Source organism: Streptomyces rubrogriseus, assembly GCF_027947575.1.
In the GTDB taxonomy this organism is placed as follows: Bacteria; Actinomycetota; Actinomycetes; order Streptomycetales; family Streptomycetaceae; genus Streptomyces; species Streptomyces rubrogriseus.
In genome coordinates, this window is sequence record NZ_CP116256.1 from 2,118,672 (window position 1) to 2,144,984 (window position 26,313).

The window sequence follows — 26,313 nt, forward strand, 5'->3', positions numbered from 1 at the left end:
GCGGTGCGCGCGGTGGTCGTACGCCCGCATGTCAGTCCTTGAGTTCCAGGACGGCGGACGCCCCGGGACGGCGGCGCGGTGGCGCGGCGGCGTCCAGCTCGGCGTCGTCGGCTATCCGCCCGTCGAAGAAGCTGATCACCCGGTCGGCGGCGCTGGCGAGCCGCGCGTCATGGGTGACCAGCAGGATCGTCTGACCCCGCTGGTGGAAGCGGGACAGCAGCCGCATCACCTCACGGGTGCCCTTGCTGTCCAGGCTGCCCGCGGGCTCGTCCGCCAGCAGCAGCGGCGGATGGTTGACCAGCGCACGCGCCAGCGCCACCCGCTGCTGCTCACCGCCGGACAGCTCACCGGGCATGCTGCGCTCCTTGCCCGTCAGCCCCAGCTCGGCCAGCAGCCCCTCCCGCTCGGCGCGCGCCCGCTTGGGTGGCAGCCCGGCGAGCAGGGCGGGCAGCTCCACGTTGTCTGCGACGGACAGATCCGACACCAGGTTGAAGAACTGGAAGACGATCCCGATCCGCTTCCTGCGCTCGACGGCCCAGCGTGCCTCGCCGTAGGCGTCGGTGCACGCGCCGTCCAGCCAGAGGCTGCCCGCGTCCGGCCGCTGGAGCCCGCCCAGCAGATGCAGCAGCGTCGACTTCCCGGCACCGGACGGTCCCGTGATCGCCACGAACTCGCCGCGCCGCACCGTCAGGTCCACCCCGCGCACGGCGTGCGCCGGGGCGCCCTCGCCGTGGTGCGTCTTGACCAGGCCCTCGGCGCGCAGCACGGGAGCGGGGTCGGCACTCGCCCCAGCGCTCACTCCAGCTCCTCCAGCTCTTCCTGGCACCGCTCCAGCCAGTCGAGGTCGGCCTGCAGGTGCAGCATCGCGCCCTCGATGAGGAGGTGGGCGATGCGGTTGTCCCGGTCTTCGGCGGCGGCCAGCTTCGACAACTGCCGCATCGTGTTCAGGTACTGCCGCCGCTGCTTGTTGATCAGGGCGATCTGGTCGGCGAGCCCGGTCTGCGGAGCCAGGGCGAGCTTCATGAAGAACTCGTCCCGCACCCGCGGCTCGTCCGCCGTCTCCTCGTACCAGGCCCGCAGCTCGTCGCGCCCGGCGTCGGTGAGGTGGTAGACCTTCTTGTTGGGTCGGCTCGACTGCTCGATGTCCTCGCCCTCGATCAGTCCCGTCTTCTCGAGACGGTTGAGGGTGACGTAGATCTGGCCGACGTTCGGCTGAGGGTACGCGGAGCCCAGCAGTTGCTCAAGGTCCTGCTTCAGCTCGTAGCCGTGGGCCGGACCGCGGGCCAGGAGAGCCAGGAGGTGCAGGCGCACTCAGCCGTCCTCCCGCTTCTGTTCGAGTCCCCGGATGTGCTCCAGGCCCTAGTATCGCCCATACCTAACAGGTATACATGGCCTCTGACCCGGGACGAGGACGCCCGGTGCCGGTGCGAGCCAGTGAGCCCGGTGTACGAGGGTGTACAGGGAGGAACCTATGCGGTGGATCCACGCCGCCGGTAGGGGCCTCCTCGTCCTCCTCGTCATCCTGACCGGGTACGCAGCCTCCGGCGCCCGCGCGGACGAGGGGGCCGCGAGCGGCCGGGGACCGCTCACCCTGGCCACCGCCGGGGACCTCACCGGCTACCTCGGCCCGCTCCTCGAAGGCTGGAACCGCGCCCACCCCGGCGAACGGGTCACCCTCGTCGAACTGCCCGACTCCGCCGACGAGACCCGCGCGCAGATGACCACCGACCTGCGCGACGGCGGCCGGCACCGCTTCGACGTCCTCAACATCGACGTCAACTGGACCTCCGAGTTCGCCGCCGCCGACTGGATACGCCCGCTGCCCCGCGACCGCTTCCCGCTCGGCTCCTTCCTGCCGCCCGTCGTCGACACGGCGACCTACGACGGCAGGCTCTACGCCGTCCCGTACGTCACCAACGCCGGTCTGCTCCTGTACCGCAAGGACGTCCTCGCCGCCGAGGGCGTCCCGCCGCCGCGCACCTGGGCGGAGCTGGAGCGGTACGCCGAGACCATCGCCCCGGAACACGGACTGGACGGCTACGCGGGCCAGTTCCTGCCCTACGAGGGCCTGACCGTGAACGCCGCCGAGTCCGTCTACTCGGCCGGGGGCAGCATCCTCGGCGACGAGGGCGAACGCGTCACCGTGGACTCGGCGGCGGCCCGCGAGGGCATCGGTTTCCTGGCCCGCGGGGTGCGCGAGGGCTGGATACCGAAGGCGGCGCTGACCTACAAGGAGGAGGAGTCCAAGCAGGCGTTCCAGGACGGCCGCCTGCTCTTCCTGCGCAACTGGCCCTACGCCTACGTCAGCGCCTCCGCCCCGGGCTCCGCGGTCGCCGGGAAGGTCGGCGCCGTGCCGCTGCCCGGTCCTAGCGGCCCCGGCACCAGCGTCCTCGGCGGCTCCAACCTGGCCGTCGGCGCCCACGCCCGGCACCCCGACTCGGCCGCGCGCCTCATCGCGTACCTCACCAGCGAGCGCGTCCAGCGCCAGGTCCTCACCCGCGGCGCGCTGCCACCCGTACGGGCCGACCTGTACGAGGACCCCGCGCTGATCGAGGCGTTCCCCTACCTGCCGACCCTGCGCGAGAGCGTGCTCGCCGCCGCCCCGCGCCCCAAGAGCCCGCGCTACGACCAGGTCAGCCTGGCCGTGCAGGCGGTCGTGCACGACGCGATGACCGGGCGGCAGACGCCCGAGGCCGCGGTGCGGCGGCTGGCGCGCGAGCTGGCCGCGATCTCCTAGTTACGCGTTAGGTAACGCCGACGTCTCATCTGCATCTGCCGCATGCTGAAAAGTCGGCATATAAATGCCCAACTGTCCAGTAGCCTCCGTCCCGTTCATTGACACCCTCGCGTCATCGCTACCTAACATGCATGCATAACAGCGGCCCTCCTCTACAGACAGGTCCACGGGGTGAACAGGCACCACTGGTGGCGTGACGCGGTGATCTACCAGGTCTACGTCCGCAGCTTCCTCGACAGCACCGGCGACGGCGTCGGCGATCTCGCCGGTGTCCGGGCCGGACTGCCCTACCTGCGCAAACTCGGCGTCGACGGGATCTGGTTGAGCCCCTTCTACCCGTCGCCGCAGCACGACCACGGTTACGACGTCGCCGACTACCGGGGCGTCGACCCGCTCTTCGGCGACCTCGACGAGTTCGACGAGCTGGTCGCCGCGGCCCGGCGCCTGGGCATCCGGGTCCTGCTGGACATCGTCCCCAACCACTGCTCCAGCGAACACCCGTGGTTCCGCGAGGCGCTGGCGTCCCCGCCCGGCAGCCCGGCCCGCGCCCGCTTCCACTTCGCCGACGGCCGCGGGCCGGACGGGGACGAGCCGCCCAACAACTGGCACGCCATGTTCGGCGGCCCCGCCTGGACCCGGGTGACCGAGGCCGACGGCCGTCCCGGCCAGTGGTACCTGCACATGTTCACGCCCGAGCAGCCCGACTGGAACTGGCGCACCCCAGAGGTCGCCGCCGAGTTCGACCGGATACTCCGCTTCTGGCTGGACCGGGGCGTCGACGGCTTCCGCATCGACGTCGCCGCCGGCCTCTACAAGCACCCCGAACTGCCCGACTCCCCGGGCCCGGAGGCCGACGCCCGCACCCGCGACTCGGTCAACCCGCTGGCCTGGAACCAGCCCGAGGTGCACGAGGTGTGGCGGCGCTGGCGCGCGGTCTGCGAGGAGTACACCGGCCGCGACGGCCGCGAACGCCTCCTCGTCGGCGAGGTGTCGGTCCCCAGTGCCCGCGAACACGCCCGCTACGTCAGGCCCGACGAACTCCACCAGGCCTTCTTCTTCGACCTCCTCGGCGCCCCCTGGGACCCCGACGCCTTCCGCAAGGTCATCTCCGAGGCCATGCAGGACATCGCCGGCACCGGTTCCACGGTCACCTGGGTCCTCAACAACCACGACCAGGTCCGCACCGTCACCCGCTACGGCGAACCCGCCACCGACGGCAGCGGCCTGGGGACGGCCCGCGCCCGTGCCGCCGCCCTCCTGATGCTCGCGCTGCCCGGAGCCGCGTACATCTACCAGGGCGAGGAACTGGGCCTGCCCGAGGTCGTCGACCTGCCCGACGACGTGCTCACCGACCCGATCTTCCGCCGCACCGGCAGCCGCGCCCGGGTCCGCGACGGCTGCCGGGTGCCGCTGCCCTGGTCGGGCCAGGCGTCCCCGTTCGGCTTCACCGCGGGCGACGGGAGTGCCAAGCCCTGGCTGCCGCAGCCCGAGTACTTCGCCGAGTACGCCACCGACCGCGCCCTCGCCGACACCCGCTCCTTCTGGCACCTCTACCGCGACGGCCTGCAACTCCGCTCCGACCTGCCGCAGCTGGGCGAGGGCACCCTGCGCTGGCTGGACACCCCGCCCGGCGTGCTCGCCTTCGTCCGCGGCGACGGACTGGTCTGCGCCGTCAACTTCGGCACCGCCCCCACGCCCGCACCGGTCCCCGGCGCCCCGCTGCTGACCAGCGACGGCCCCTGCCCGCCCGGCGTCCTGCCCGGCTCCACCGCCGCCTGGTGGATCGCCGACCTCTGACCTCGCCTCCAACCTCTTCTCGCCCGACCCTCGAAGGGACATCAACGATGATGCGACGACGTACCACCCTGCTCACCGGCTGCACCGCCCTCGTCCTCGCCCTCGGCGCGACCGCCTGCGGCGGCTCCGGACCCGTCACCGCGGGCGGCGGCGACAAGGCGCTCAGCGGACAGTCGGTCACCGTGGCCGGCGTCTGGTCCGGCACCGAACAGGAGAACTTCCAGAAGGTGCTGGACGCCTTCACCGAGAAGACCGGCGCCAAGACCTCCTTCGTCTCCACCGGCGACAACGTCTCCACCGTGGTCGGCAGCAAGATCGAGGGCGGCAACGCCCCCGACGTCGTGATGGTCCCGCAGGTCGGCGTGCTGGGGCAGTTCGCCGGCAACGGCTGGCTGAAGCCGCTGTCCAAGACGGCCCAGAAGTCCGTCGACACCAACTTCGCGGACGTCTGGCAGACGTACGGGACCGTCGACGGCACCCTCTACGGCCTCTACTTCAAGGCGGCCCACAAGTCGACCGTCTGGTACAGCCCCGACGCCCTCGCCCAGGCCGGGGTCGAGCCGCCGAAGACGTACGACGAGATGCTGAAGGCCGGGCAGACCGTCTCCGACTCCGGGCTCGCCGCCTTCTCGGTGGCCGGGCAGGACGGCTGGACGCTGACCGACTGGTTCGAGAACGTCTACCTCTCCCAGGCCGGACCCGAGAAGTACGACGCCCTCGCCGCCCACGAACTGAAGTGGACCGACGCGAGCGTGGTCGAGGCGCTCACCACCCTCGGCAAGCTCTTCAAGGACGAGCAGCTCGTCGCGGGCGGTCAGAAGGGCGCCCTGAACACCGACTTCCCGGGCTCGGTGGAGAAGGTGTTCGGCCCGAAGCCCGAGGCCGGCATGGTCTACGAGGGGGACTTCGTCGCCGGGGTCGCCAAGGACCAGTTCGACAAGGAGATCGGCAAGGACGCGAACTTCTTCCCGTTCCCCGCGGTCGACGGCGGCGAGGCGCCCGTGGTCAGCGGCGGTGACGCGGCCGTCGTCCTCAAGGACGGCAAGAACTCCGAGGCAGGCATGGCCCTCCTGGAGTACCTCGCGACGCCGGAGGCCGCGGCCGTGTGGGCCGAGGCGGGCGGCTTCCTCTCCCCGAACAAGAACCTCGACCCCGCCTCCTACGGCGACGACGTCACCCGGGCCACCGCCGAGTCCCTCGTCGGCGCCGGGGACTCGGTCCGCTTCGACATGTCCGACCAGGCACCGGCGGCCTTCGGCGGCACCAAGGGCACCGGCGAGTGGAAGATCCTCCAGGACTTCCTGCGCGACCCCTCCGACCCGAAGGCGACCGCGGCCGAGCTGGAGGCCGCGGCGGCCAAGGCCTACAAGGGCTGAGGGCCGACCGGTCATGACCTCCACCCTGGTGAAAGAGGCGAGCCCGCCCGCCGCTCCCGGCCCGGCGCCCCTGCGGCGTCCCCGGCGGCGCCGGGCGGCCGTCGCCCTGCTCTTCGTCCTGCCCGCGCTGCTCCTGCTGGGCGCCCTCGTCGTCTACCCCGTGCTGTTCTCCGTCGGCCGCAGCTTCTTCGACGCCTCCGGCACGCGCTTCGTGGGCGGCGAGAACTACACCGAGATGTTCCGCGACCCGGCCACCCTCAAGGCCGTCCGCAACACGGCGATCTGGGTCGTCGTCGCGCCCACCCTGCTGACCGGCCTCGGCCTGATCCTCGCCGTCCTGGTCGAGAAGGTCCGCTGGGCCACCGCCTTCAAGCTGCTCCTCTTCATGCCGATGGCGGTCTCCTTCCTCGCCGCCGGCATCATCTTCCGGCTCGCCTACGACCACGACCCGGACAAGGGCGTCCTCAACGCCGCCGTGACCGGCGTGCACGACGCCTTCGCCGGTACGTCGAGCTACCCGGGCGCCCGGGCGCGCGAGGGCCAGGAGGGCGGTCCGGTCAAGGGGGCCGACGGCTCGTACCGGACCGGTGCGGGCGTGTCACCCGGCGACACGGTGGCCCTCGGCCTGGTCGGCGTGGCGCCCGACGACCTGCCGTCCGGCGCGGAGTCCGCGTACGGGGCGGCGGGGCGCGAGGCCGCCGACGACGAGGTGCGCGGCGTCGTCTACCTGGACTTCACACCCGGCGGGGGAGGGGAGCAGGGCCGGGTCGACCGGCGGGAGAGCGGGCTGCCCGAGATGACGGTCGAGGCGGTGCGCGACGGCCGCACGGTCGCCACCACGACCACCGCCGCCGACGGATCCTTCTCCTTCGACGGGCTGGACCCGGGCTCCTACACGGTGGCGCTCCCTGCTTCCAACTTCGCCCCGCCCTACGAAGGCGTCTCCTGGCTCGGACCCGCTCTCGTCACCCCCGCCATCATCGGGGCGTACCTGTGGATCTGGACCGGGTTCGCGATGGTGCTGATCGGCGCCGGGCTCTCCTCGCTGCCGCGCGACGCGCTGGAGGCGGCGCGGATGGACGGCGCCAACGAGTGGCAGATCTTCCGGCGGATCACCGTGCCGCTGCTGGCACCGGTGCTCACGGTCGTCTTCATCACCCTCGTGATCAACGTGATGAAGGTCTTCGACCTCGTCTACATCATCGCGCCCGGACCCGTGCAGGAGGACGCGACGGTGCTCGCGACGCAGATGTGGCTGGTGTCGTTCGGCGGCGGCAACAACCAGGGACTCGGCAGCGCGCTCGGCGTACTGCTCCTGCTGCTCGTCGTCCCGGCCATGGTCTTCAACGTCCGCCGCTTCAAGAGGAGTCAGCGATGAGGAGTCAGCGATGAACGCCGTCCGGCGCTATCTGGGCAACGGGATCGTCCAGGCCTTCCTCGTGCTCGTCGGGCTGGTGTGGATGACGCCGCTGGCCGGGCTGTTCCTGTCCTCGCTGCGGTCGTCCGAGGACACGGCGAAGGGCGGCTGGTGGACGGCGCTGGCGAGCCCGGGGCAGCTCTCCCTCGACAACTACTCGGCGCTGCTCGGCAACTCCGGCATCACCCAGGCCTTCTGGAACACGGTGCTGATCTCCGTACCGACGACCGTGCTCGTCGTGGTCGTCGGGGCGCTCGCCGGGTACGCCTTCGCCTGGCTGGACTTCCCGGGGCGCGAGACGGTCTTCCTGGTCGTCGTCGCGCTGCTGGTGGTGCCCGTGCAGATCGGGCTGCTGCCGGTCGCCAAACTCTTCGGGCAGCTGGGCCTGTTCGGGACCATCCCGGGTGTGGTGCTCTTCCACGTCGCCTACGGACTGCCGTTCGCGGTGTTCCTGCTGCGGAACTACTTCGCCGAGATGCCCAAGGAGATGCTGGAGGCCGCGCGCATGGACGGCGGCAACGAGTGGCGGATCTTCACGCGGCTGGTGCTGCCGGTCGGCAAGCCGGCCATCGCCAGCCTCGCCATCTTCCAGTTCCTGTGGGTGTGGAACGACATGCTGGTCGCGCTGCTCTTCGCGGACAGTTCGTCGCAGCCGCTGACGGTGGAACTCCAGTCGCAGATCCGCCAGTTCGGCAGCAACATCGACGTGCTGGCGCCGGGGGCGTTCCTGTCACTGGTGGTGCCGGTGGTGGTGTTCTTCGCGTTCCAGCGGCATTTCGTGCAGGGGGTCATGGCGGGGTCCGTGAAGTGACCGGGGGTGGGCGGCGGGAGGGTTATTCGCCCCCGCCGCCCCTTCCCGTTCCCGTCCCTGGGGGCTGCCGCCCCCAGACCCCTGCTTTCGGCCTGGACGGCCTCGTCCTCAAGCGCCGGACGGGCTGGTTAGGCCGACGCCGGTGGGTAGAGGGATCGCGGCAGCTGGGATGCCGCCGCCGAGTCCAGGAGCCACAGGGTGCGGGCGCGGCCCCGGGCGCCCGCTGCCGGGGCCTGGATCTCGCCCGCGCCCGACAGGGCCATCGCCACCGCGTTCGCCTTGTCCTCGCCCGCCGCCAGCAGCCACACCTCACGGGCGGCGCGGATCGCGGGCAGGGTCAGGGAGATGCGGATGGGCGGCGGCTTGGGGGAGCCGTGGACGCCGATCACCGTGCGCTCCGTCTCCCGGACGCCCGGGTGCTCCGGGAAGAGCGACGCCACGTGGGTGTCCGGGCCGACGCCGAGGAGCAGGACGTCGAAGGACGGGACCGCGGCGTGGTTCTCCGGGACGGATGCCGTGGCCAGTTCCTGTGCGTAGGCCGCCGCTGCCGCCTCGACGTCCGAGCCGTAGGGGCCGTCGGAGGCCGCCATCGCGTGCACCCGCTTCGGGTCCAGCGGCACCGAGTCGAGGAGTGCCTGGTGCGCCTGGGTGACGTTGCGCTCCGGGTCGCCCTCCGGCAGGAACCGCTCGTCGCCCCACCACAGGTCGAGGCGGCTCCAGTCGATCGCGTCCCGGGCCGGGGAGCCGGCCAGCGCCGCGAGCAGGCCGTTGCCGTTGCGGCCGCCGGTGAGGACCACGGACGCGCTGCCCCGGGAGGCCTGCGCGTCCACGATCTTCGTGATCAGGCGGGCCGCCGCGGCCTCGGCCATCAGCTCCTTGTCACGGTGCACGACCAGCTGCGGGGTCTCGCTCATTTCGCCGCCGCCTTCCTCACCGGTGTCTTCTCCCGCGCCGCGTCCTTCGCGGAAGCCTTCGCGACCGCCCCGACGGGAGCGGCGACCGCGAGGGCGTCGCCTTCGCCGGCCCGGTCTCCTTTGGCCGATTCGTTCAGCCGGTCCACGCCGTACCGCAGCGCCGAGGCGTACGTGTCGTCCGGGTCCAGGCGGCGCAGCTCCTCCGCGATCAGCTCGGCGGTCTCGCGGCGCTTGAGCGCGACCGCACGGGCCGGCTGGCCCTGGATGGAGAGGTTCGCCAGCGAACCGTCGGCCCGGTCCAGGACGACCGGACCGCAGTCGGTGTCCATGCGGACCGCGGTGAGACCCGGGCCGCCCGACACCGTGCGCCGCACCGGTACGCCCAGCCGGTCGGCGAGCCACATCGCGAGCAGCTCGCAGCTCGGGTTGAACTCCTCGCCCTCCACCTCGACGCCCTGCACCTCGCAGTCGACCTGGTCGAGCGCGGCCGCCAGCATGGAGCGCCACGGCGTGATGCGGGTCCACGACAGGTCGGTGTCGCCCGGTGCGTAGGCGTCGGCACGGGCCGCCAGCTCCCGTATCGGCTCCTCGCAGGCGTAGGTGTCGGTGACCCGGCGCTGGGCGAGGGCGCCCAGGGGGTCCTTCGCCGGGTCCAGCGGCGCGTTCACCGGCCACCAGACGACGACCGGCGCGTCCGGCAGCAGCAGCGGCAGGACCACCGACTGGGCGTGGTCGACGACGTCGCCGTACAGCCGCAGCACGATCGTCTCGCCGGTGCCCGCGTCGGCGCCGAGGCGCACCTCGGCGTCGAGCCGGGACCGGGTGCGGTCCCGGGGCGAGCGCGAGACCCGCTTGATGACGACGAGGGTGCGCGAGGGGTGCTCGTGAGCGGCGTCGCTCGCGGCCTTCAGCGCGTCGTAGGCGTTCTCCTCGTCGGTGACGATGACCAGGGTGAGCACCATGCCGATGGCCGGGGTGCCGATCGCCCGGCGGCCGAGCACCAGCGCCTTGTTGATCTTGCTGGCCGTGGTGTCCGTGAGGTCGGTCTTCATGGCCGGCGCCAGCTCCGTCCGTCTCGTTCCAGCATGTCGTCGGCCTCGACGGGCCCCCAGGTGCCGGCCGGGTACTGGGCCGGGGTGCCGTGCTCGTCCCAGTACTCCTCGATCGGGTCGAGGATCTTCCAGGACAGCTCGACCTCCTCGGTACGCGGGAAGAGGTTGGCGTCGCCCAGCAGGACGTCCAGGATCAGGCGCTCGTACGCCTCCGGGCTGGACTCGGTGAAGGACTCGCCGTAGGCGAAGTCCATGGACACGTCCCGGATCTCCATCGACGTGCCCGGCACCTTGGAACCGAAGCGGACGGTGACGCCCTCGTCGGGCTGGACGCGGATGACGATCGCGTTCGAGCCGAGTTCCTCGGTGGCCGTCGTGTCGAAGGGGGAGTGCGGGGCCCGCTGGAAGACCACCGCGATCTCGGTGACCCGGCGGCCCAGGCGCTTGCCGGTGCGCAGGTAGAAGGGGACGCCCGCCCAGCGGCGGTTGTCGATGCCGACCTTGATGGCGGCGTAGGTGTCGGTCTTCGACCTGGGGTCGATGCCGTCCTCTTCGAGGTAGCCGACGGCCTTGGCGCCGCCCTGCCACCCCGCCGCGTACTGGCCGCGCACGGTGTCCCGGCCCAGGTCCTTGGGGAGGCGGACCGCGCCGAGCACCTTGGTCTTCTCCGCCGCCAGCGCGTCCGCGTCGAAGGAGGCGGGCTCCTCCATGGCGGTCAGCGCGAGCAGCTGGAGCAGGTGGTTCTGGATGACGTCACGCGCCGCGCCGATGCCGTCGTAGTAGCCGGCCCGGCCGCCGATGCCGATGTCCTCGGCCATGGTGATCTGGATGTGGTCGACGTAGGACCGGTTCCAGATCGGCTCGAACATCGTGTTGGCGAAGCGCAGCGCCAGGATGTTCTGGACGGTCTCCTTGCCCAGGTAGTGGTCGATGCGGAAGACCTGGTCGGAGCCGAAGACCTCGTGGACGATCGCGTTCAGCTCCTCGGCCGACTTCAGGTCGTGGCCGAAGGGCTTCTCGATCACCGCCCGCCGCCAGGAGCCGCTCGACTGGTCCGCCAGTCCGTGCTTCTTGAGCTGCTGGATGACCACCGGGAAGGACTTCGGCGGCACCGACAGGTAGAAGGCGAAGTTGCCGCCCGTGCCCTGTGCCTTGTCCAGCTCCTCGATGGTGCCGCGCAGCCGCTCGAAGGCGTCGTCGTCGTCGAAGGTGCCCTGGACGAAGCGCATCCCCTGGATCAGCTGCTGCCAGACCTCCTCGCGGAACGGGGTGCGGGAGTGCTCCTTGACGGCGTCGTGCACGACCTGGGCGAAGTCCTCGTGCTCCCAGTCGCGGCGGGCGAACCCGACGAGCGAGAAGCCCGGCGGCAGCAGACCCCGGTTGGCGAGGTCGTACACGGCGGGCATGAGCTTCTTGCGGGACAGATCGCCGGTGACGCCGAAGATGACCAGACCCGACGGCCCCGCGATGCGCGGGAGCCGTCGGTCTGCGGGGTCACGCAGCGGGTTGCTGCTCGACAATTCTCAGCCCTTCGAGGGAGCGAGGCGCTTGAGCTCCGCCTCCGTGGACTTCAGCAGGTCGTTCCAGGCGTCCTCGAACTTGTCGACGCCTTCCTTCTCCAGGAGCTGGACCACCTCGTCGTAGGAGATCCCGAGCTTCTCGACCGCGTCGAGGTCGGCACGGGCCTGCTCGTACGTCCCGGAGACGGCGTCCCCGGTGATCTCGCCGTGGTCCTCGGTGGCGAACAGGGTCGCCTCCGGCATGGTGTTCACCGTGTTGGGTGCCACCAGGTCGGTGACGTACATGGTGTCGCTGTACGCCTTGTCCTTCACACCGGTCGACGCCCACAGCGGACGCTGCTTGTTGGCGCCGGCCTTCTCCAGGGCGGCCCAGCGGTCGGTGCCGAAGACCTCCTCGTACGCCTGGTAGGCGAGGCGCGCGTTGGCGACGGCGGCCTTGCCGCGCAGGGCCTTGGCCTCGTCGGTGCCGAGCGCGTCGATCCGCTTGTCGATCTCGGTGTCCACGCGGGACACGAAGAAGGACGCCACCGAGTGGATCTGCGAGAGGTCCAGGCCGCGCTCCTTGGCCTTCTCCAGGCCGGTCAGGAAGGCGTCCATGACCTTGCGGTAGCGCTCCAGGGAGAAGATCAGCGTGACGTTGACGCTGATGCCCAGACCGATGGTCTCGGCGATCGCCGGGATACCCGCCTCGGTGGCAGGGATCTTGATCAGCGTGTTGGGCCGGTCCACCAGCCAGGCCAGCTGCTTGGCCTCGGCGACCGTCGCCCGGGTGTTGTGCGCCAGGCGCGGGTCGACCTCGATGGAGACCCGGCCGTCCTTGCCGCCGGTGTTGTCGAACACCGGACGCAGGATGTCGGCGGCGTCCCGGACGTCCGCCGTGGTGATCATACGGATGGCCTCTTCGACCGTGACCTCGCGGGCGGCGAGGTCGGTGAGCTGCGTGTCGTAGCCGTCGCCCTGCGAGATCGCCTTCTGGAAGATCGACGGGTTGGTGGTGACGCCCACGACGTGCTGCTGGTCGATCAGCTCGGCGAGGTTGCCGGACGTGATCCGCTTGCGCGACAGGTCGTCCAGCCAGATCGCGACGCCTTCGTCGGAGAGGCGCTTGAGTGCGTCTGTCATGGAAATTGCATCTCCTACTACGAGTCGTATATGAGCGTCAGCGCTGGGCAGCGGCCAGGGATTCCCGCGCGGCGGAGGCCACGTTCTCGGCGGTGAAGCCGAACTCCTTGAAGAGCACCTTGGCGTCCGCCGAGGCACCGAAGTGCTCCAGGGAGACGATGCGGCCGGCGTCTCCCACGTACTTGTGCCAGGTCAGGCCGATTCCGGCCTCGACCGCGACCCGGGCCTTCACGGACGGGGGCAGGACGCTGTCCCGGTACCCCTGGTCCTGCTGCTCGAACCACTCCACGGACGGCATGGACACCACACGGGTCGGCACGCCGTCGGCCTGGAGCGCCTCACGCGCCTCGACGGCCACGTGCACCTCGGAACCGGTGGCGATGAGCACGACCTCGGCGTCGCCGCCCTCCGCCTCGAACAGCACGTAGCCGCCCTTGGCCGCGTCCTCGTTCGGCTCGTACGTCGGCACGCCCTGACGGGTCAGCGCCAGACCGTGCGGCTGGCCCTTGCCGAACTCCTTCGTCCAGCGGCGCAGGATCTCCCGCCAGGCGATCGCCGTCTCGTTGGCGTCGGCCGGGCGGACCACGTTCAGACCCGGGATGGCGCGCAGCGAGGCCAGGTGCTCGACCGGCTGGTGGGTCGGGCCGTCCTCGCCCAGACCGATGGAGTCGTGCGTCCACACGTACGTCACCGGCAGGTGCATCAGCGCGGACAGCCGTACCGCGTTGCGCATGTAGTCGGAGAAGACCAGGAACGTTCCGCCGTAGATGCGGGTGTTCCCGTGCAGCGCGATGCCGTTCATCTCCGCGGCCATCGCGTGCTCGCGGATGCCGAAGTGGATGGTGCGGCCGTACGGGTCGGCCTCCGGCAGCGGGTTGCCCGCGGGGAGGAAGGACGACGTCTTGTCGATCGTCGTGTTGTTCGAGCCCGCGAGGTCGGCCGAGCCGCCCCACAGCTCCGGGATCACCGCGCCGAGCGCCTGGAGCACCTTGCCGGACGCGGCGCGGGTCGCCAGGCCCTTGCCCGCCTCGAAGACCGGGATCTTCTCCTCCCAGCCCGCCGGCAGCTCACCCTTGGCCACGCGGTCGTACTCGGCGGCGCGCTCGGGGTTGTTGTCCCGCCACTGCTGGAAGGACTTCTCCCACACCGCGCGGGCGGCCTGGCCCTTCTCCAGCGCCTTGCGGGTGTGCCCGATGACCTCGTCGGAGACCTCGAAGGACTTCTCCGGGTCGAAGCCCAGGACCCGCTTGGTCGCCGCGACCTCGTCGTCGCCGAGCGCCGAGCCGTGCGCGGCCTCGGTGTTCTGCGCGTTCGGGGCGGGCCAGGCGATGATCGAGCGCATCGCGATGAAGGAGGGGCGGTCGGTGACCTTCTTGGCCTCCTCGATCGCGTCGTAGATCGCGTTCGGGTCCAGGTCGCCGTCCGGCTTCGGCGCGACCCGCTGGACGTGCCAGCCGTACGCCTCGTACCGCTTGCAGGTGTCCTCGGAGACGGCCGTCTCGGTGTCGCCCTCGATGGAGATGTGGTTGTCGTCCCACAGCAGCACCAGGTTGCCGAGCTTCTGGTGACCGGCCGTCGAGGACGCCTCGGCGGAGATGCCCTCCTGGAGGCAGCCGTCACCGGCGATGCAGTAGACGAAGTGGTCGAACGGGGACTCGCCCTCGGCGGCCTCCGGGTCGAACAGGCCGCGCTCGTAGCGGGCGGCCATCGCCATGCCCACCGCGTTGGCGACACCCTGGCCCAGCGGGCCGGTCGTGGTCTCCACGCCCGTGGTGTGGCCGTACTCCGGGTGGCCGGGGGTCTTGGAGCCCCAGGTGCGGAAGGACTCCAGGTCCGCCAGCTCCAGGCCGAAGCCGGCCAGGTACAGCTGGGTGTAGAGGGTCAGGGACGAGTGACCCGCGGACAGCACGAAACGGTCGCGCCCGACCCAGTTCGCGTCGGCGGGGTCGTGCCGCATCACCTTCTGGAAGAGGGTGTAGGCGGCGGGCGCCAGGCTCATCGCCGTACCCGGATGGCCGTTGCCAACCTTCTGTACGGCATCGGCGGCCAGGACGCGGGCGGTGTCCACGGCCCGCTGGTCCAGTTCGGTCCACTCGAGGTCTGTGGTGGTCGGCTTGGTGCTCACCCTGAGTCAGGGCTCCTCTCCACATGTCGGTTGCCGGTGCACGAGTGCACCGGCTGCCGGCGCGTCCGTGAGTCGGCCGGCCATGGCCGAGCCTACCCCCGTAAGTACGTGCGTTTTTCCGATGGAAACCAGACTGCCGGGACTCTTGTGCATCCGCCTGTCGACTGGGCGAAACCGCATTCGGCAAGTGAATACGGAGCCGCTCATCTGACTGCTCAATCGACTCTCCGAACGCACGTCGGAGCGCCCTCGCCAACACGAGCCCACCCCCGCGAAGGCCGAGGTATGGGCAACGTCTAAAGTGGCGTGGTACGCGCGAGCCTTTACCGCCACTTCACACGGTCGGGCTTGCTGGGAGTCTCTGTCAGGGGTGTGCGTGACGGCCGTTGAATCCCGTCCTGCGGGGGTTATCGGGACGAGCCAGAGCCCGAGTCACCGGCCGTTCGGGGCCCGTGTCAAGGCGTTCGTGGCGCTGACCAAGCCGCGGATCATCGAGCTTCTGCTAATCACCACCGTTCCGGTGATGTTCCTCGCCGAACAGGGTGTTCCGAATCTGAAGCTGGTGCTGCTGACCTGCGTCGGCGGTTATCTGTCGGCCGGCGGCGCCAACGCGCTGAACATGTACATCGACCGCGACATCGACGCGCTGATGGACCGGACCTCGCAGCGCCCCCTGGTGACCGGCATGGTCAGCCCGGTGGAATGCCTCGTCTTCGGCATCACCCTGGCGATCGTCTCGACGCTGCTGTTCGGCTTCACGGTCAACTGGCTGTCGGCCTGGCTCTCGCTCGGCGCCCTCCTCTTCTACGTCGTCGTCTACACGATGATCCTCAAGCGCCGTACCTCGCAGAACATCGTCTGGGGCGGCATCGCGGGCTGTCTGCCGGTGCTCATCGGCTGGTCGGCCGTGACCAACTCGATGTCCTGGGCGCCGGTCATCCTCTTCGGGGTGATGTTCTTCTGGACGCCGCCGCACTACTGGCCGCTGTCCATGAAGGTCAAGGAGGACTACGCGCGCGTCGGCGTGCCGATGCTCCCGGTGATCGCCTCCAACAAGGTCGTCGCCCGGCAGATCGTCATCTACAGCTGGGTGATGGTCGTGGTGTCGCTGCTGCTGCAGCCGCTCGGCTACACCGGCTGGTTCTACACGGCGGTGGCCCTGGCCGCCGGCGGCATGTGGCTGTGGGAGGCGCACGGGCTGCAGAACCGCGCCAAGGCCGAGGTGACGGGCGGCAAGCTCAAGGAGATGCGGCTGTTCCACTGGTCCATCACCTACGTGTCGGTGCTGTTCCTGGCGATCGCGGTGGACCCCTTCCTGCGCTGAGCGCTGCTCGTGGAGCCGTCCGACGGGCGGGGCGCGTGGTCAAGGCCACGCACCCCGCCCGTCGCCGTTTGATCTACCCGTCGGTAGCATCCTGGTCATGGCAGACACGCAGCAGGTGGACACGGAGCAGTCCGGCGCGAAGCGCGGCTGGGCCGACCGGTGGGACGCGTACGAGGTGACCCGGACGGCCGGGCGGATCGAAGCCTTCGCCAAGGCCCACGGCGGCGCCGAGGCCCAGGTGGCCCACCTCGGCGAGCGCGGCGCCCGGATCGTCCTCGTCGGTGCGGACGGCGCCTGGGGCGACCTGGTCGCGCGCACCCACGAGCGGGCGCGCAAGGCGGTGGAGAAGTCCGGGATCACCGTCCACGAGGACTTCGACGGCGAGTTCGCGGCCAAGGTCACCACGGGCCGCTACGAGTGGTCGCGCATGGCCGGCATCCAGGTCGGGGGCCCGAGCAACACCTGAGGGCGGGTTCACCCGTTAGGACCGTAGGAAGCCGCGAGGCACGCGGACCGCGAGTCGTGCGGGCCGCGAGGCACACGAGCCGCGCGGCACACGGTCCCAGCGCGGGGAGCCCGGATGATCGAAACGCCGTCCCTGGTGGACCAGTACTGCCACGGCGTCCTGAGAACGGAGCTGGGCCTCGGCACCTTCGAGGCCCAGCTGGCCCGCACCGAGGGCCCGCCCGCACCGGGCACCACCCTCTTCGACACCCAGACCGGCTTCGCGGTACGCCGCTGGTGCCCGCCCCTGCTCGGTCTGGAACCGCACTGCCCGCCCGCCCGCTACCTGGCCCGGCGCCGCGAACTGGGCGTCATGGAGGCCGACCGCAGGCTGCTGCGCGGCAGCGGCATCACCACCTACCTGGTCGACGCGGGACTGCCCGGAGACCTCACCGGACCGACCGAGATGGCCACGGCCGCGGACGCGGACACGCGCGAGATCGTGCGCCTGGAGCTGCTCGCCGAGCAGGTCGCCGACACCTCGGGCACCGTCGAGTCCTTCCTCGCCAACCTCGCCGAGGCCGTGCACGGCGCCGCCGCGAACGCGGTCGCGTTCACCTCGGTCGCCGGGGTGCGGCACGGCCTGGCCCTCGCCCCGGAGCCGCCGGGCCCCGGCGAGGTGCGCGGGGCCGCCGCCCGCTGGCTCACCGGGCGCGAGGTCGGTGGGGAGCTGAGCGACCCCGTACTGCTGCGCCACCTGCTGTGGATCGCCGTCGCCTCCGGCCTGCCGCTCCAGCTGCACGCCGGCCTCGGCGAACCGGGCCTGCGCATCGACCGCACCGACCCGGTCCTGCTCACCGACTTCGTGCGGACCACCGCCGGACTCGGCACCGACCTAATCCTGCTGCACGGCTACCCGTACCACCGCCACGCCGCCCACCTGGCCGGCGTCTTCCCGCACGTCTACGCCGACTCGGGCGCCGCCCTGGTGCGCACCGGCGCCCGGGCCGCGACGGTCCTCGCGGAGATCCTGGAGCTGGCCCCCTTCGGCAAGATCCTGTTCTCCAGCGGCGCCCAGGGCCTGCCCGAACTGCACGTGGTCGCCGCCCGGCTCTTCCGCGAGGCCCTCGGGCGGGTGCTGGGCGCCTGGGTGGCCGAGGGCGCGTGGTCGCTCGGGGACGCCCAGCGGGTGGCGGCGATGATCGCCTCGGGGAACGCGGGGCGGGTGTACGGACTGGAGTGACGGGTGTACGGGCTTGAGGGACGGGTGTACACACCGGAGGGATTCGTCGACACTGGGCGGATGCCGACCGACGCCCTGCTCGACCGTTTCCTCGCCGGCCTCACGCCCCTCGACCCCGTCGCCGTCTGGGCACACGGTTCACTGGGCGCGGGCGACTACCAGGAGGGCCGCAGCGACCTGGACCTGATCGCGGTCCTGCCCCGGCCGGCCACGGCGCGCACGGCCTGGCGGCTCGGCCTGCTCCACGCCCGCCTGCGCGCCGAGCCCCTGGCCGGGCTGCTGCACTGCACCTACCTGTCGCCCGACACGGTCGCCGACCCCGACCAGCGGCATCTGACCTGGGCCCACCAGCAGCTCTTCAAGCGGACCGTCACCCCGGTCACCCGGCGCGAACTCCACAGCTTCGGCCGCGTCCTGCACGGCGAGTCGCCGGAGCTGCTGCTGCCCCCGGTGCCGGACCGGGAACTGCACGCCTTCGTCGTCCGCGACCAGCGGGAATTCTGGCGTCCGCACGTGCGCAGGGCGGAGCTGTGGTCGCAGGACGTCTGGGTCGACCTGGGGCTGATCACCTTCGCCCGCGCCACCGTCACGCTGCGGGAGGGCCGCCTGATCACCAAGCGGGAGGCCCTGGACGAGCTGTCCGCCATGGGCGCGCCCGGCGAGGTCGTCAAGGACGTCACCGAACGGCGTTACGGGAACCGCGCGCGACCCGCGGCCACGGGGGAGTGGACCGCCCGCCGCGCGGAGCTGACCCGGAGCTACCTGGGACCGGCCATCGACACGCTGGTGGCGTCGTACTCCTGAGCGGGCAGCCCGGGCACCGTCTCCTCGGGCCGCTCGCGCAGCGCCAGCAGCACCCGCAGCACCGCGATCCACACCAGGCACGAGCCGAACATGTGCAGGCCGACCAGGACCTCGGGGAGGTCGGTGAAGTACTGGACGTACCCGATGACACCCTGGGCGAGCAGCACCAGGAACAGGTCGCGGGTGCGGGCCAGCGGGCCCTTGGGTGCGTCGACCGCCTTCAGCACGAACCACAGGGCGAACGTCAGCGTCACCACGATCCACGCCAGGACGGCGTGCGCCTTGCTGATCATCTCCCAGTCGACCGGCATGCGCGGCACGTCGCTCGAGTCGCCCGCGTGCGGGCCCGCGCCGGTGACCACGGTGCCGACCACGACCAGCAGCGCGGAGACGACGACCATCACCCACACCAGCTGCTGCACGGACTTGCCGACCAGCGGGCGCGGTGCGGTGTCGCCCTCCCGGGTGCGCTGCCACATCACCGTGGCCAGGGTCAGCAGCGCCGTCGTCGCCACGAAGTGCGCCGCGACCGTGTAGGGGTTGAGCCCGACGAGCACGACGACGCCACCGAGCACGGCGTTGCTCATCACGACCCAGAACTGCGCCCACCCCAGCAGGGTGAGGCTGCGCCGGTAGGGCTTCTGCGAGCGGGCGGCGATGATCGCCCAGCCGACGGCGGCGCACAGCGCGTAGGTCAGCATGCGGTTGCCGAACTCGATGACGCCGTGGAAGCCCATCTCGCTCGTGGTGGTGAGCGAGTCGTCGGTGCACTTGGGCCAGGTCGGGCAGCCGAGGCCCGAGCCGGTGAGCCGGACGGCGCCGCCGGTGACGACGATGATCACGGACATCACGATCGGCGCGAGGGCCGCCCGCTGGACCGTCCGGGGATGCGGGGTCCAGCGCGCGGCGATGAAGGCGAGCGGGTTGCGCACGGCGGCTACGGCGTCGGCACGGGTCACGTTTGGCACGCCGTCCATCGTAGGCGCCCGCTTGTGCACGCTTTCACGAGGGTCGGTTCCCTGGCATGTGTTCTTACTCCCAGCGGAAGAACTTCCCCGCGGCCGCGAGCCCCACGACCGCCCACCCGGCGAGGATCCCCAGGTCGCCCCAGGGCATCGCGGCGCCGTGCTGGAGGACGTCCCGGAGCCCGTCGGACAGGGCGGAGATGGGCAGCAGCCCCAGCACGTCCTGCGCCGCGTCCGGGAACCTGTCCAGCGGTACGATCACGCCGCCGCCCACGAGGAGCAGCAGGAAGACCAGGTTGGCGGCGGCCAGCGTGGCCTCCGCCTTGAGGGTGCCGGCCATCAGCAGACCCAGCCCGGAGAAGGCGGCGGTGCCGAGGACCAGGAGCAGCAGCACCGCCGCCGGGTTGCCGTGCGGCGACCAGCCCAGGGCGAAGGCGATCACCGTCAGCAGCACGATCTGGAGCACCTCGGTGACCAGCACCGACGCCGACTTCGCGGTCATCAGGGCCCAGCGCGGCAGCGGGGAGGCGGCCAGCCGCTTCAGCACCCCGTACCGGCGCTCGAAGCCGGTGGCGATGGCCTGCCCGGTGAACGCCGTCGACATCACGGCCAGCGCGAGGATGCCCGGGGCGAGGAAGTCGACCGCCTCCCCGGCCCCGGTGTCGACGATGTCCACGGAGCTGAACAGGACGAGCAGCAGCGTCGGGATGATCACCGTCAGCAGCAGCTGTTCGCCGTTGCGCAGCAGCATCTTCGTCTCGAGCACGGCCTGGGCCGCGATCATGCGCCCGAGCGGAGCGGCGCCGGGCCTGGGCGCGTACGTCCCCGCGGTCCCGGACGCGCCGGTGTTCCCCGGTGTCCCTGTCGTCGTGGTCACCCGCGCAGCTCCTTGCCCGTCAGTTCCAGGCTGTGTCTTCCCGGGGGACGACCCCCGGACCCCCGGCCGTCCTTGGCGCTGACCGAGATCATGAGCGCAACTCCCTGCCTGTCAGCTCCAGAAAAACGTCCTCCAGCGTGTGCCGCTCCACCGAGATGCGGTCCGGCATCACCCCGTGCTGGGCGCACCAGGAGGTCACCGTCGCGAGCAGTTGCGGGTCCACCTCGCCGTTCACCCGGTAGGAGCCAGGGGTCAGCTCGGCCGCCGCGGAGTCCGGGGGCAGCGCCTTGAGCAGCGACGCGACGTCCAGTCCCGGGCGGCCCGTGAACCGCAGGGTGTTCTCGGCGCCGCCGCGGCACAGCTCCTCCGGAGAGCCCTGGGCGACGACCCGGCCGGTGTCGATGATGGCCACGTCGTCGGCCAGCTGCTCGGCCTCGTCCATGTGGTGCGTGGTGAGGATCACCGAGACCCCGTCGCCGCGCAGGTCCCGCACGAGGTCCCAGGTGGCGCGGCGGGCCTGCGGGTCGAGGCCGGCGGTCGGCTCGTCCAGGAAGACCAGCTCGGGGCGGCCGACCACGGCCATCGCGAGGGCGAGCCGCTGCTGCTGCCCGCCGGAGAGCCTGCGGTACGTGGTGCGGCCGCACGAGCCGAGACCGAGCCGCTCGATCAGCGCGTCGACGTCCAGCGGGTGGGCGTGCAGCTTCGCGACGTGGCGCAGCATCTCGTCCGCGCGGGCGCCGGAGTAGACGCCGCCGGACTGGAGCATCACGCCGATCCGCGGGCGCAGCTCGGCGCCCTGCCGCACCGGGTCCAGGCCCAGGACGCGCACCGTCCCGGAGTCCGGTCTGCGGTATCCCTCACAGGTCTCGACCGTGGTCGTCTTGCCCGCCCCGTTGGGGCCGAGCACGGCGGTGACACCCGTGCGGGCCACCAGGTCGAGGCCGTTCACCGCGGTCTTCGTGCCGTACCGCTTCACCAGGGCCTGGACCTGGACCACGGGCTCGCTTCGCATGGGTCACGAGTCTAGGGAGACCGACGACCGGCCGGGCGCGGGGGTGTGGAAAACCCCCTCGCCGCCGGTACCGGACTCACTCGCGAGGGCGGTGCACGGGCAGCCACCGCCCGGCGTACGCGACCGCCTCCGGCAGGGAGAACAGCCGTACGTCGGCCGCGCCGACCCTGCCGCGCGCGACGGGGCGGTCCCGTTCGAAGTCGTGGCCCAGTTCGTCGAAGCGCTCCGACGTGATCGACACCTCCGTCACCCGCTCCCAGCCCACCGGCCCCGGACGCCCCACCTCCACCAGCGGGGCGGGGATCCGGTACTCGGCGAGGTGGAAGGCGGTGCACGCGTCGTAACCCGCGCCGAGCAGCAGGACCCGGGCGTCCAGCCGCTCCAGCGCGGCCAGCGGACTGCGCTCGCCCAGCCGGCAGTCGGTCGCGTGGCCGGCGACCACCTCGGCGGCGCGGGCGCCCAGGGCCGCGAAGGAGGTCTGCGGATGGGCGCTGCGCCGGGCGCCGGGCCAGGTGCGGACCGTCTCCGGGACCACGCCCACGCCGCGCGAGGGCGTGATCAGCGGGTCGTAGGGGGGCGTCGCCGCGCGCACGGCCTCCCACCACTCCTCGGGCACCGGCGGGCTGGTCCACAGGGCCGGGTCGGAGAGGTCGCCGGTCTGGGTCGGGACCACCAGGGTGCCGTCCGGACCGAGGACGTCGAGCAGCGCCTGGACGACCGCGACGGGGCCGCCGCAGACCCAGCCGAGCGAGCTGAGCGAGGAGTGCGCGAGGAGGGTGTCGCCGGTGCGCACACCCAGTTCGCGCAGCCCGGCGGCGAGCGAGCCGCGGGTGACGAGTGGGCCGGTCGGAGGGGGCGTGGGCATGCGGGGGAGTGTTCCGGAAGCCGGTCGCGGACGCCAGCCGATTGTCCGGCGCCTGATCGATCAAAGATCGTTTCCGCAGGTCACCTTAGGTATGCCTAAGTGACGCAGGGCACCGCCCGATGATCCGGACGCGGCTTGCCCGCCCCGGAGGAATTACGCAACAATGGCGTTGTGAAAAACGTCGGTGAGGCTCCGCAGGAGGAACTCGCGACCGGTGAGCGGTCCACCCGCAACCGCGTCGCGCGCTCCATCCTGGACCACGGGCCCTCGACCGTCGCCGAGCTCGCCGGACGCCTGGGCCTGACCCAGGCCGCCGTCCGGCGCCACCTCGACGCCCTGGTCGCGGACGACGTGGTCGAGGCCCGCGAGCAGCGGGTCTACGGCGCGCGCACGCGCGGGCGGCCCGCCAAGGTCTTCGCGCTCACCGACTGCGGCCGGGACGCCTTCGACCAGTCGTATGACAAGCTGGCCGCCGACGCCCTGCGCTGGATCGCCGAGCAGGAGGGCGGGGAGCAGGCGATCGCCGCCTTCGCCCGGGCCCGGATCGCCGCCCAGTCGGGCGCGTACCGCGCGGCCGTCGAGTCCGTCCCCGCCGAGAAGCGCGCCGAAGCGCTGGCCAAGGCCCTGAGCGAGGACGGGTACGCTGCTACCGCGCGGAGCGCACCCCACCCCCAGCAGGGCGAGCAGCTGTGCCAGCACCACTGCCCGGTCGCCCACGTCGCGGAGCAGTTCCCGCAGCTGTGCGAGGCGGAGACGGAATTTTTCGCCGAGCTGCTCGGTACGCATGTACAGCGTCTCGCGACCATCGCGCACGGCGACGGGGTCTGCACCACGTTCATTCCGAAGACTTCGCACGCGCCACCCCCGGCGCGCGCGCCCAAGAACACCGCTAACGCATCTGCAAGCACGGCCGGGAGGAACCCCGCATGACTCTCCCCACGGAGACTGCTCACCCCGAGCTCGAGGGCCTGGGCAAGTACGAATACGGCTGGGCCGACTCCGACACGGCCGGCGCCTCTGCCAAGCGCGGCATCAACGAGGACGTCGTCCGCGACATCTCCGCGAAGAAGAACGAGCCGGAGTGGATGACCAAGCTCCGGCTCAAGGGCCTGCGCCTCTTCGAGAAGAAGCCCATGCCGAACTGGGGCTCGGACCTGTCGGGGATCGACTTCGACAACATCAAGTACTTCGTGCGCTCCACGGAGAAGCAGGCGGAGTCCTGGGAGGACCTGCCCGAGGACATCAAGAACACGTACGACAAGCTCGGCATCCCCGAGGCGGAGAAGCAGCGCCTCGTCGCCGGTGTCGCCGCGCAGTACGAGTCCGAGGTCGTCTACCACCAGATCCGCGAGGACCTGGAGGAGCAGGGCGTCATCTTCCTGGACACCGACACGGCCCTGAAGGAGCACCCGGAGCTCTTCAAGGAGTACTTCGGCACCGTCATCCCCGTCGGTGACAACAAGTTCGCCTCGCTGAACAGCGCCGTGTGGTCCGGCGGCTCCTTCATCTACGTGCCGAAGGGCGTGCACGTCGAGATCCCGCTCCAGGCCTACTTCCGTATCAACACGGAGAACATGGGCCAGTTCGAGCGGACCCTGATCATCGTCGACGAGGGTGCCTACGTGCACTACGTCGAGGGCTGCACCGCGCCGATCTACAAGTCGGACTCGCTGCACTCCGCGGTCGTCGAGATCATCGTCAAGAAGAACGCCCGCTGCCGCTACACGACCATCCAGAACTGGTCGAACAACGTCTACAACCTGGTCACCAAGCGCGCCGTGGCGTACGAGGGCGCGACCATGGAGTGGATCGACGGCAACATCGGCTCCAAGGTGACGATGAAGTACCCGGCCGTCTACCTGATGGGCGAGCACGCCAAGGGCGAGACCCTCTCCATCGCCTTCGCGGGCGAGGGCCAGCACCAGGACGCCGGCTCCAAGATGGTCCACATGGCGCCGAACACCTCCTCCAACATCGTCTCGAAGTCCGTGGCCCGCGGCGGCGGCCGCACCTCCTACCGCGGTCTCGTCGAGATCGGCGAGGGCGCCCACGGCTCCAAGTCGAACGTGCTGTGCGACGCGCTGCTGGTCGACACCATCTCCCGCTCCGACACGTACCCCTACGTGGACGTCCGCGAGGACGACGTGTCCATGGGCCACGAGGCGACCGTCTCCAAGGTCTCCGAGGACCAGCTCTTCTACCTGATGAGCCGCGGCCTGAGCGAGTTCGAGGCGATGGCGATGATCGTGCGCGGCTTCGTCGAGCCGATCGCCAAGGAGCTGCCCATGGAGTACGCCCTCGAGCTCAACCGGCTGATCGAGCTGCAGATGGAGGGCGCGGTCGGCTGACCCCCGCCCCCACCGCAGTCACCAGATCCAGGAACGTAGGAAGAGAGCAGACCGACAGCCATGGCTGAGGCTCAGAACATCCCCGTGGGGTCCACCACCGCGGGCCAGATCGCGGTGGCCGCCGAGTCGACCGTCGCCACGCGCATGAGCGCGCCCGCGTCCTTCGACGTGGCGGACTTCCCGGTCCCCCACGGCCGCGAGGAGGAATGGCGGTTCACCCCGCTGGAGCGGCTGCGCGGGCTGCACGACGGCACCGCCGTCGCCACCGGTGACGGCGTGAAGGTCGACATCGAGGCGCCCGAGGGCGTCGTCGTCGAGACCGTCGGCCGCGACGACGCGCGCATCGGCAGGGCCGGGACGCCCGTGGACCGGGTCGCCGCCCAGGCCTACTCGGCGTTCGAGAAGGCGGGCGTGATCACCGTCCCCAAGGAGACGGTCCTCACCGAGCCGATCCGCATCGCCGTGCACGGCGAGGGCGGCACCGCCTACGCCCACCAGGTCGTCGAGCTGGGCGCCTTCGCCGAGGCCGTGGTCGTCATCGACCACACCGGCGACGCGGTCCTCGCCGCCAACGTCGACTACGTCCTGGGTGACGGCGCCAAGCTGACCGTCGTCTCCGTCCAGGACTGGGACGACAAGGCGGTCCACGTCGGTCAGCACAACGCGCTCGTCGGCCGCGACGCGACCTTCAAGTCCTTCGTCGTCACCTTCGGCGGCGACCTGGTCCGGCTGCACCCGCGGGTGGCCTACGCCGGACCCGGCGGCGAGGCCGAGCTGTTCGGCCTGTACTTCACCGACGCGGGCCAGCACCAGGAGCACCGCCTCCTGGTCGACCACAACGTCCCGCACTGCAAGTCCAACGTCGTCTACAAGGGCGCGCTCCAGGGCGACGACGCGCACGCGGTGTGGATCGGCGACGTGCTCATCGAGGCCGCGGCCGAGGGCACCGACACCTACGAGATGAACCGCAACCTCGTCCTCACCGACGGCGCGCGGGTCGACTCGGTGCCGAACCTGGAGATCGAGACCGGCGAGATCGTCGGTGCCGGTCACGCCTCCGCCACCGGCCGCTTCGACGACGAGCAGCTCTTCTACCTGATGGCGCGCGGCATCCCCGAGCTGGACGCCCGCCGTCTGGTGGTCCACGGCTTCTTCGCCGAGCTGGTCCAGCAGATCGGCGTCGCGGACATCGAGGAGCGCCTCCTCGCCAAGATCGCGGAAGAGCTGGAGGCGTCGGTCGCATGACCTTCGTACGCGTCTGTGGAGCGGACGAGCTGGAGGAGGACACCCCCAAGCGGGTGGAACTCGACGGCACGCCGATCTCCGTCGTGCGCACCGAGGGCGAGCTGTTCGCCATCCACGACATCTGCTCGCACGCGAACGTCTCGCTGGCCGAGGGCGAGGTCGACGACTGCCACATCGAGTGCTGGCTGCACGGCTCGCGCTTCGACCTCCGCTCCGGCAAGCCCGACAGTCTGCCGGCGACGCGCCCCGTCCCCGTATACCCCGTAAAGATCGAAGGGGACGACGTGCTCGTCTCCCTCACCCAGGAGTCCTGAG

General features: G+C 71.1%; 24 protein-coding genes. 13 read left to right on the forward strand and 11 right to left on the reverse strand.

Annotated elements, in window-relative coordinates:
* Window positions 1-31: 31 nt before the first annotated feature.
* Both Sru02f_RS09260 and Sru02f_RS09265 read right to left on the reverse strand, forming a co-directional pair.
* Window positions 32-799: an ABC transporter ATP-binding protein gene (locus tag Sru02f_RS09260; RefSeq protein ID WP_109031946.1), complete on the reverse strand. Its 768-nt coding sequence runs from the start codon at window positions 797-799 to the stop codon at window positions 32-34.
* A complete protein-coding gene (locus Sru02f_RS09265) occupies window positions 796-1,311 on the reverse strand; it encodes a PadR family transcriptional regulator (RefSeq protein WP_109031947.1) in 516 nt (171 codons plus the stop codon). Before Sru02f_RS09265 ends, Sru02f_RS09260 begins: the two co-directional genes overlap by 4 nt.
* Window positions 1,312-1,471: 160 nt before the next feature.
* On the opposite strand from Sru02f_RS09265, the gene Sru02f_RS09270 reads away from it, so the two are divergent.
* From Sru02f_RS09270 to Sru02f_RS09290, 5 genes are all read left to right on the forward strand, one after another.
* The gene (locus Sru02f_RS09270) at window positions 1,472-2,737 is read left to right on the forward strand and encodes an ABC transporter substrate-binding protein (RefSeq protein ID WP_109031948.1); all 1,266 of its coding nucleotides are present in this window, start codon (window positions 1,472-1,474) and stop codon (window positions 2,735-2,737) included.
* Between the two features lie 171 nt (window positions 2,738-2,908).
* The gene (locus tag Sru02f_RS09275) at window positions 2,909-4,534 is read left to right on the forward strand and encodes a glycoside hydrolase family 13 protein (RefSeq protein ID WP_109031949.1); all 1,626 of its coding nucleotides are present in this window, start codon (window positions 2,909-2,911) and stop codon (window positions 4,532-4,534) included.
* Between the two features lie 47 nt (window positions 4,535-4,581).
* Window positions 4,582-5,910: an ABC transporter substrate-binding protein gene (locus Sru02f_RS09280; protein ID WP_109031950.1), complete on the forward strand. Its 1,329-nt coding sequence runs from the start codon at window positions 4,582-4,584 to the stop codon at window positions 5,908-5,910.
* A gap of 13 nt (window positions 5,911-5,923) precedes the next feature.
* On the forward strand, window positions 5,924-7,288 hold the full coding sequence (locus Sru02f_RS09285) for a carbohydrate ABC transporter permease (RefSeq protein WP_109031951.1): 1,365 nt from the start codon (window positions 5,924-5,926) through the stop codon (window positions 7,286-7,288).
* A gap of 10 nt (window positions 7,289-7,298) precedes the next feature.
* Window positions 7,299-8,138 (forward strand): carbohydrate ABC transporter permease, encoded by an 840-nt coding sequence (locus tag Sru02f_RS09290; RefSeq protein WP_109031952.1) that lies wholly within the window; start codon window positions 7,299-7,301, stop codon window positions 8,136-8,138.
* Between the two features lie 128 nt (window positions 8,139-8,266).
* On the opposite strand, the gene pgl is transcribed toward Sru02f_RS09290, so the two are convergent.
* Genes pgl through tkt form a run of 5 tightly spaced genes read right to left on the reverse strand, consistent with a single transcriptional unit; the run spans window position 8,267 to window position 14,871 of the window.
* On the reverse strand, window positions 8,267-9,052 hold the full coding sequence (gene pgl / locus Sru02f_RS09295) for a 6-phosphogluconolactonase (RefSeq protein ID WP_109031953.1): 786 nt from the start codon (window positions 9,050-9,052) through the stop codon (window positions 8,267-8,269).
* A complete protein-coding gene (gene opcA / locus Sru02f_RS09300) occupies window positions 9,049-10,104 on the reverse strand; it encodes a glucose-6-phosphate dehydrogenase assembly protein OpcA (protein WP_109031954.1) in 1,056 nt (351 codons plus the stop codon). Before opcA ends, pgl begins: the two co-directional genes overlap by 4 nt.
* Window positions 10,101-11,624 (reverse strand): glucose-6-phosphate dehydrogenase, encoded by a 1,524-nt coding sequence (gene zwf / locus Sru02f_RS09305; RefSeq protein WP_109031955.1) that lies wholly within the window; start codon window positions 11,622-11,624, stop codon window positions 10,101-10,103. Before zwf ends, opcA begins: the two co-directional genes overlap by 4 nt.
* Before the next feature lie 3 nt (window positions 11,625-11,627).
* On the reverse strand, window positions 11,628-12,746 hold the full coding sequence (gene tal, locus Sru02f_RS09310; RefSeq protein WP_109031956.1) for a transaldolase: 1,119 nt from the start codon (window positions 12,744-12,746) through the stop codon (window positions 11,628-11,630).
* Window positions 12,747-12,783: 37 nt separating this feature from the next.
* Window positions 12,784-14,871 (reverse strand): transketolase, encoded by a 2,088-nt coding sequence (tkt, locus tag Sru02f_RS09315; protein WP_109031957.1) that lies wholly within the window; start codon window positions 14,869-14,871, stop codon window positions 12,784-12,786.
* Between the two features lie 370 nt (window positions 14,872-15,241).
* Between tkt and Sru02f_RS09320 the strand changes: the two genes are divergently transcribed.
* From Sru02f_RS09320 to Sru02f_RS09335, 4 genes are all read left to right on the forward strand, one after another.
* Window positions 15,242-16,195, forward strand: coding sequence for a heme o synthase (locus Sru02f_RS09320; RefSeq protein WP_003976885.1), 954 nt, complete (start codon window positions 15,242-15,244; stop codon window positions 16,193-16,195).
* Between the two features lie 97 nt (window positions 16,196-16,292).
* Window positions 16,293-16,661 (forward strand): hypothetical protein, encoded by a 369-nt coding sequence (locus Sru02f_RS09325; protein WP_164278617.1) that lies wholly within the window; start codon window positions 16,293-16,295, stop codon window positions 16,659-16,661.
* A gap of 114 nt (window positions 16,662-16,775) precedes the next feature.
* Complete coding sequence (locus Sru02f_RS09330) at window positions 16,776-17,882, forward strand: amidohydrolase family protein (protein ID WP_109031960.1); 1,107 nt, start codon at window positions 16,776-16,778, stop codon at window positions 17,880-17,882.
* Between the two features lie 60 nt (window positions 17,883-17,942).
* Window positions 17,943-18,686 (forward strand): nucleotidyltransferase domain-containing protein, encoded by a 744-nt coding sequence (locus Sru02f_RS09335; protein ID WP_174855074.1) that lies wholly within the window; start codon window positions 17,943-17,945, stop codon window positions 18,684-18,686.
* On the opposite strand, the gene Sru02f_RS09340 is transcribed toward Sru02f_RS09335, so the two are convergent.
* The 4 genes from Sru02f_RS09340 to Sru02f_RS09355 all read right to left on the reverse strand — a co-directional run bounded on the left by Sru02f_RS09340 (window position 18,641) and on the right by Sru02f_RS09355 (window position 22,405).
* Window positions 18,641-19,663, reverse strand: a complete 1,023-nt coding sequence (locus Sru02f_RS09340; RefSeq protein WP_109031962.1) for a COX15/CtaA family protein — start codon at window positions 19,661-19,663, stop codon at window positions 18,641-18,643. The genes Sru02f_RS09335 and Sru02f_RS09340 overlap by 46 nt on opposite strands.
* Window positions 19,664-19,718: 55 nt before the next feature.
* Window positions 19,719-20,528 carry an ABC transporter permease gene (locus Sru02f_RS09345; protein ID WP_109031963.1) on the reverse strand — a complete coding sequence of 270 codons (810 nt, stop codon included), beginning with the start codon at window positions 20,526-20,528 and terminating at the stop codon, window positions 19,719-19,721.
* 88 nt (window positions 20,529-20,616) lie between these two features.
* On the reverse strand, window positions 20,617-21,540 hold the full coding sequence (locus tag Sru02f_RS09350; protein ID WP_109031964.1) for an ABC transporter ATP-binding protein: 924 nt from the start codon (window positions 21,538-21,540) through the stop codon (window positions 20,617-20,619).
* Window positions 21,541-21,616: 76 nt separating this feature from the next.
* The gene (locus Sru02f_RS09355; protein ID WP_109031965.1) at window positions 21,617-22,405 is read right to left on the reverse strand and encodes an AAC(3) family N-acetyltransferase; all 789 of its coding nucleotides are present in this window, start codon (window positions 22,403-22,405) and stop codon (window positions 21,617-21,619) included.
* A 171-nt stretch (window positions 22,406-22,576) separates the two neighbouring features.
* Here Sru02f_RS09355 and Sru02f_RS09360 point away from each other — a divergent pair, with 171 nt between their 5' ends.
* Genes Sru02f_RS09360 through Sru02f_RS09375 form a run of 4 tightly spaced genes read left to right on the forward strand, consistent with a single transcriptional unit; the run spans window position 22,577 to window position 26,312 of the window.
* Entirely contained in the window at window positions 22,577-23,335 is a 759-nt protein-coding gene (locus tag Sru02f_RS09360; protein ID WP_109031966.1) for a helix-turn-helix transcriptional regulator, read from the forward strand.
* Entirely contained in the window at window positions 23,332-24,753 is a 1,422-nt protein-coding gene (sufB, locus tag Sru02f_RS09365) for a Fe-S cluster assembly protein SufB (protein WP_003976894.1), read from the forward strand. Before Sru02f_RS09360 ends, sufB begins: the two co-directional genes overlap by 4 nt.
* A 60-nt stretch (window positions 24,754-24,813) precedes the next feature.
* Window positions 24,814-25,998 carry a Fe-S cluster assembly protein SufD gene (sufD, locus tag Sru02f_RS09370; RefSeq protein WP_109031967.1) on the forward strand — a complete coding sequence of 395 codons (1,185 nt, stop codon included), beginning with the start codon at window positions 24,814-24,816 and terminating at the stop codon, window positions 25,996-25,998.
* Complete coding sequence (locus Sru02f_RS09375; RefSeq protein ID WP_003976896.1) at window positions 25,995-26,312, forward strand: non-heme iron oxygenase ferredoxin subunit; 318 nt, start codon at window positions 25,995-25,997, stop codon at window positions 26,310-26,312. Before sufD ends, Sru02f_RS09375 begins: the two co-directional genes overlap by 4 nt.
* The last annotated feature ends 1 nt before the right edge of the window (window position 26,313 follow it).

Bases quoted from the DNA above. Each gene is read 5' to 3' on its own strand.
- Sru02f_RS09270 (WP_109031948.1), top strand. From the start codon at position 1,472: ATGCGGTGGATCCACGCCGCCGGTAGGGGCCTCCTCGTCCTCCTCGTC.
- Sru02f_RS09280 (WP_109031950.1), top strand. From the start codon at position 4,582: ATGATGCGACGACGTACCACCCTGCTCACCGGCTGCACCGCCCTCGTC.
- Sru02f_RS09285 (WP_109031951.1), top strand. From the start codon at position 5,924: ATGACCTCCACCCTGGTGAAAGAGGCGAGCCCGCCCGCCGCTCCCGGC.
- Sru02f_RS09290 (WP_109031952.1), top strand. From the start codon at position 7,299: ATGAACGCCGTCCGGCGCTATCTGGGCAACGGGATCGTCCAGGCCTTC.
- pgl (WP_109031953.1), bottom strand. From the start codon at position 9,052: ATGAGCGAGACCCCGCAGCTGGTCGTGCACCGTGACAAGGAGCTGATG.
- opcA (WP_109031954.1), bottom strand. From the start codon at position 10,104: ATGAAGACCGACCTCACGGACACCACGGCCAGCAAGATCAACAAGGCG.
- tal (WP_109031956.1), bottom strand. From the start codon at position 12,746: ATGACAGACGCACTCAAGCGCCTCTCCGACGAAGGCGTCGCGATCTGG.
- Sru02f_RS09325 (WP_164278617.1), top strand. From the start codon at position 16,293: ATGGCAGACACGCAGCAGGTGGACACGGAGCAGTCCGGCGCGAAGCGC.
- Sru02f_RS09330 (WP_109031960.1), top strand. From the start codon at position 16,776: ATGATCGAAACGCCGTCCCTGGTGGACCAGTACTGCCACGGCGTCCTG.
- Sru02f_RS09335 (WP_174855074.1), top strand. From the start codon at position 17,943: ATGCCGACCGACGCCCTGCTCGACCGTTTCCTCGCCGGCCTCACGCCC.
- Sru02f_RS09340 (WP_109031962.1), bottom strand. From the start codon at position 19,663: ATGGACGGCGTGCCAAACGTGACCCGTGCCGACGCCGTAGCCGCCGTG.
- Sru02f_RS09350 (WP_109031964.1), bottom strand. From the start codon at position 21,540: ATGCGAAGCGAGCCCGTGGTCCAGGTCCAGGCCCTGGTGAAGCGGTAC.
- Sru02f_RS09355 (WP_109031965.1), bottom strand. From the start codon at position 22,405: ATGCCCACGCCCCCTCCGACCGGCCCACTCGTCACCCGCGGCTCGCTC.
- sufB (WP_003976894.1), top strand. From the start codon at position 23,332: ATGACTCTCCCCACGGAGACTGCTCACCCCGAGCTCGAGGGCCTGGGC.
- sufD (WP_109031967.1), top strand. From the start codon at position 24,814: ATGGCTGAGGCTCAGAACATCCCCGTGGGGTCCACCACCGCGGGCCAG.
- Sru02f_RS09375 (WP_003976896.1), top strand. From the start codon at position 25,995: ATGACCTTCGTACGCGTCTGTGGAGCGGACGAGCTGGAGGAGGACACC.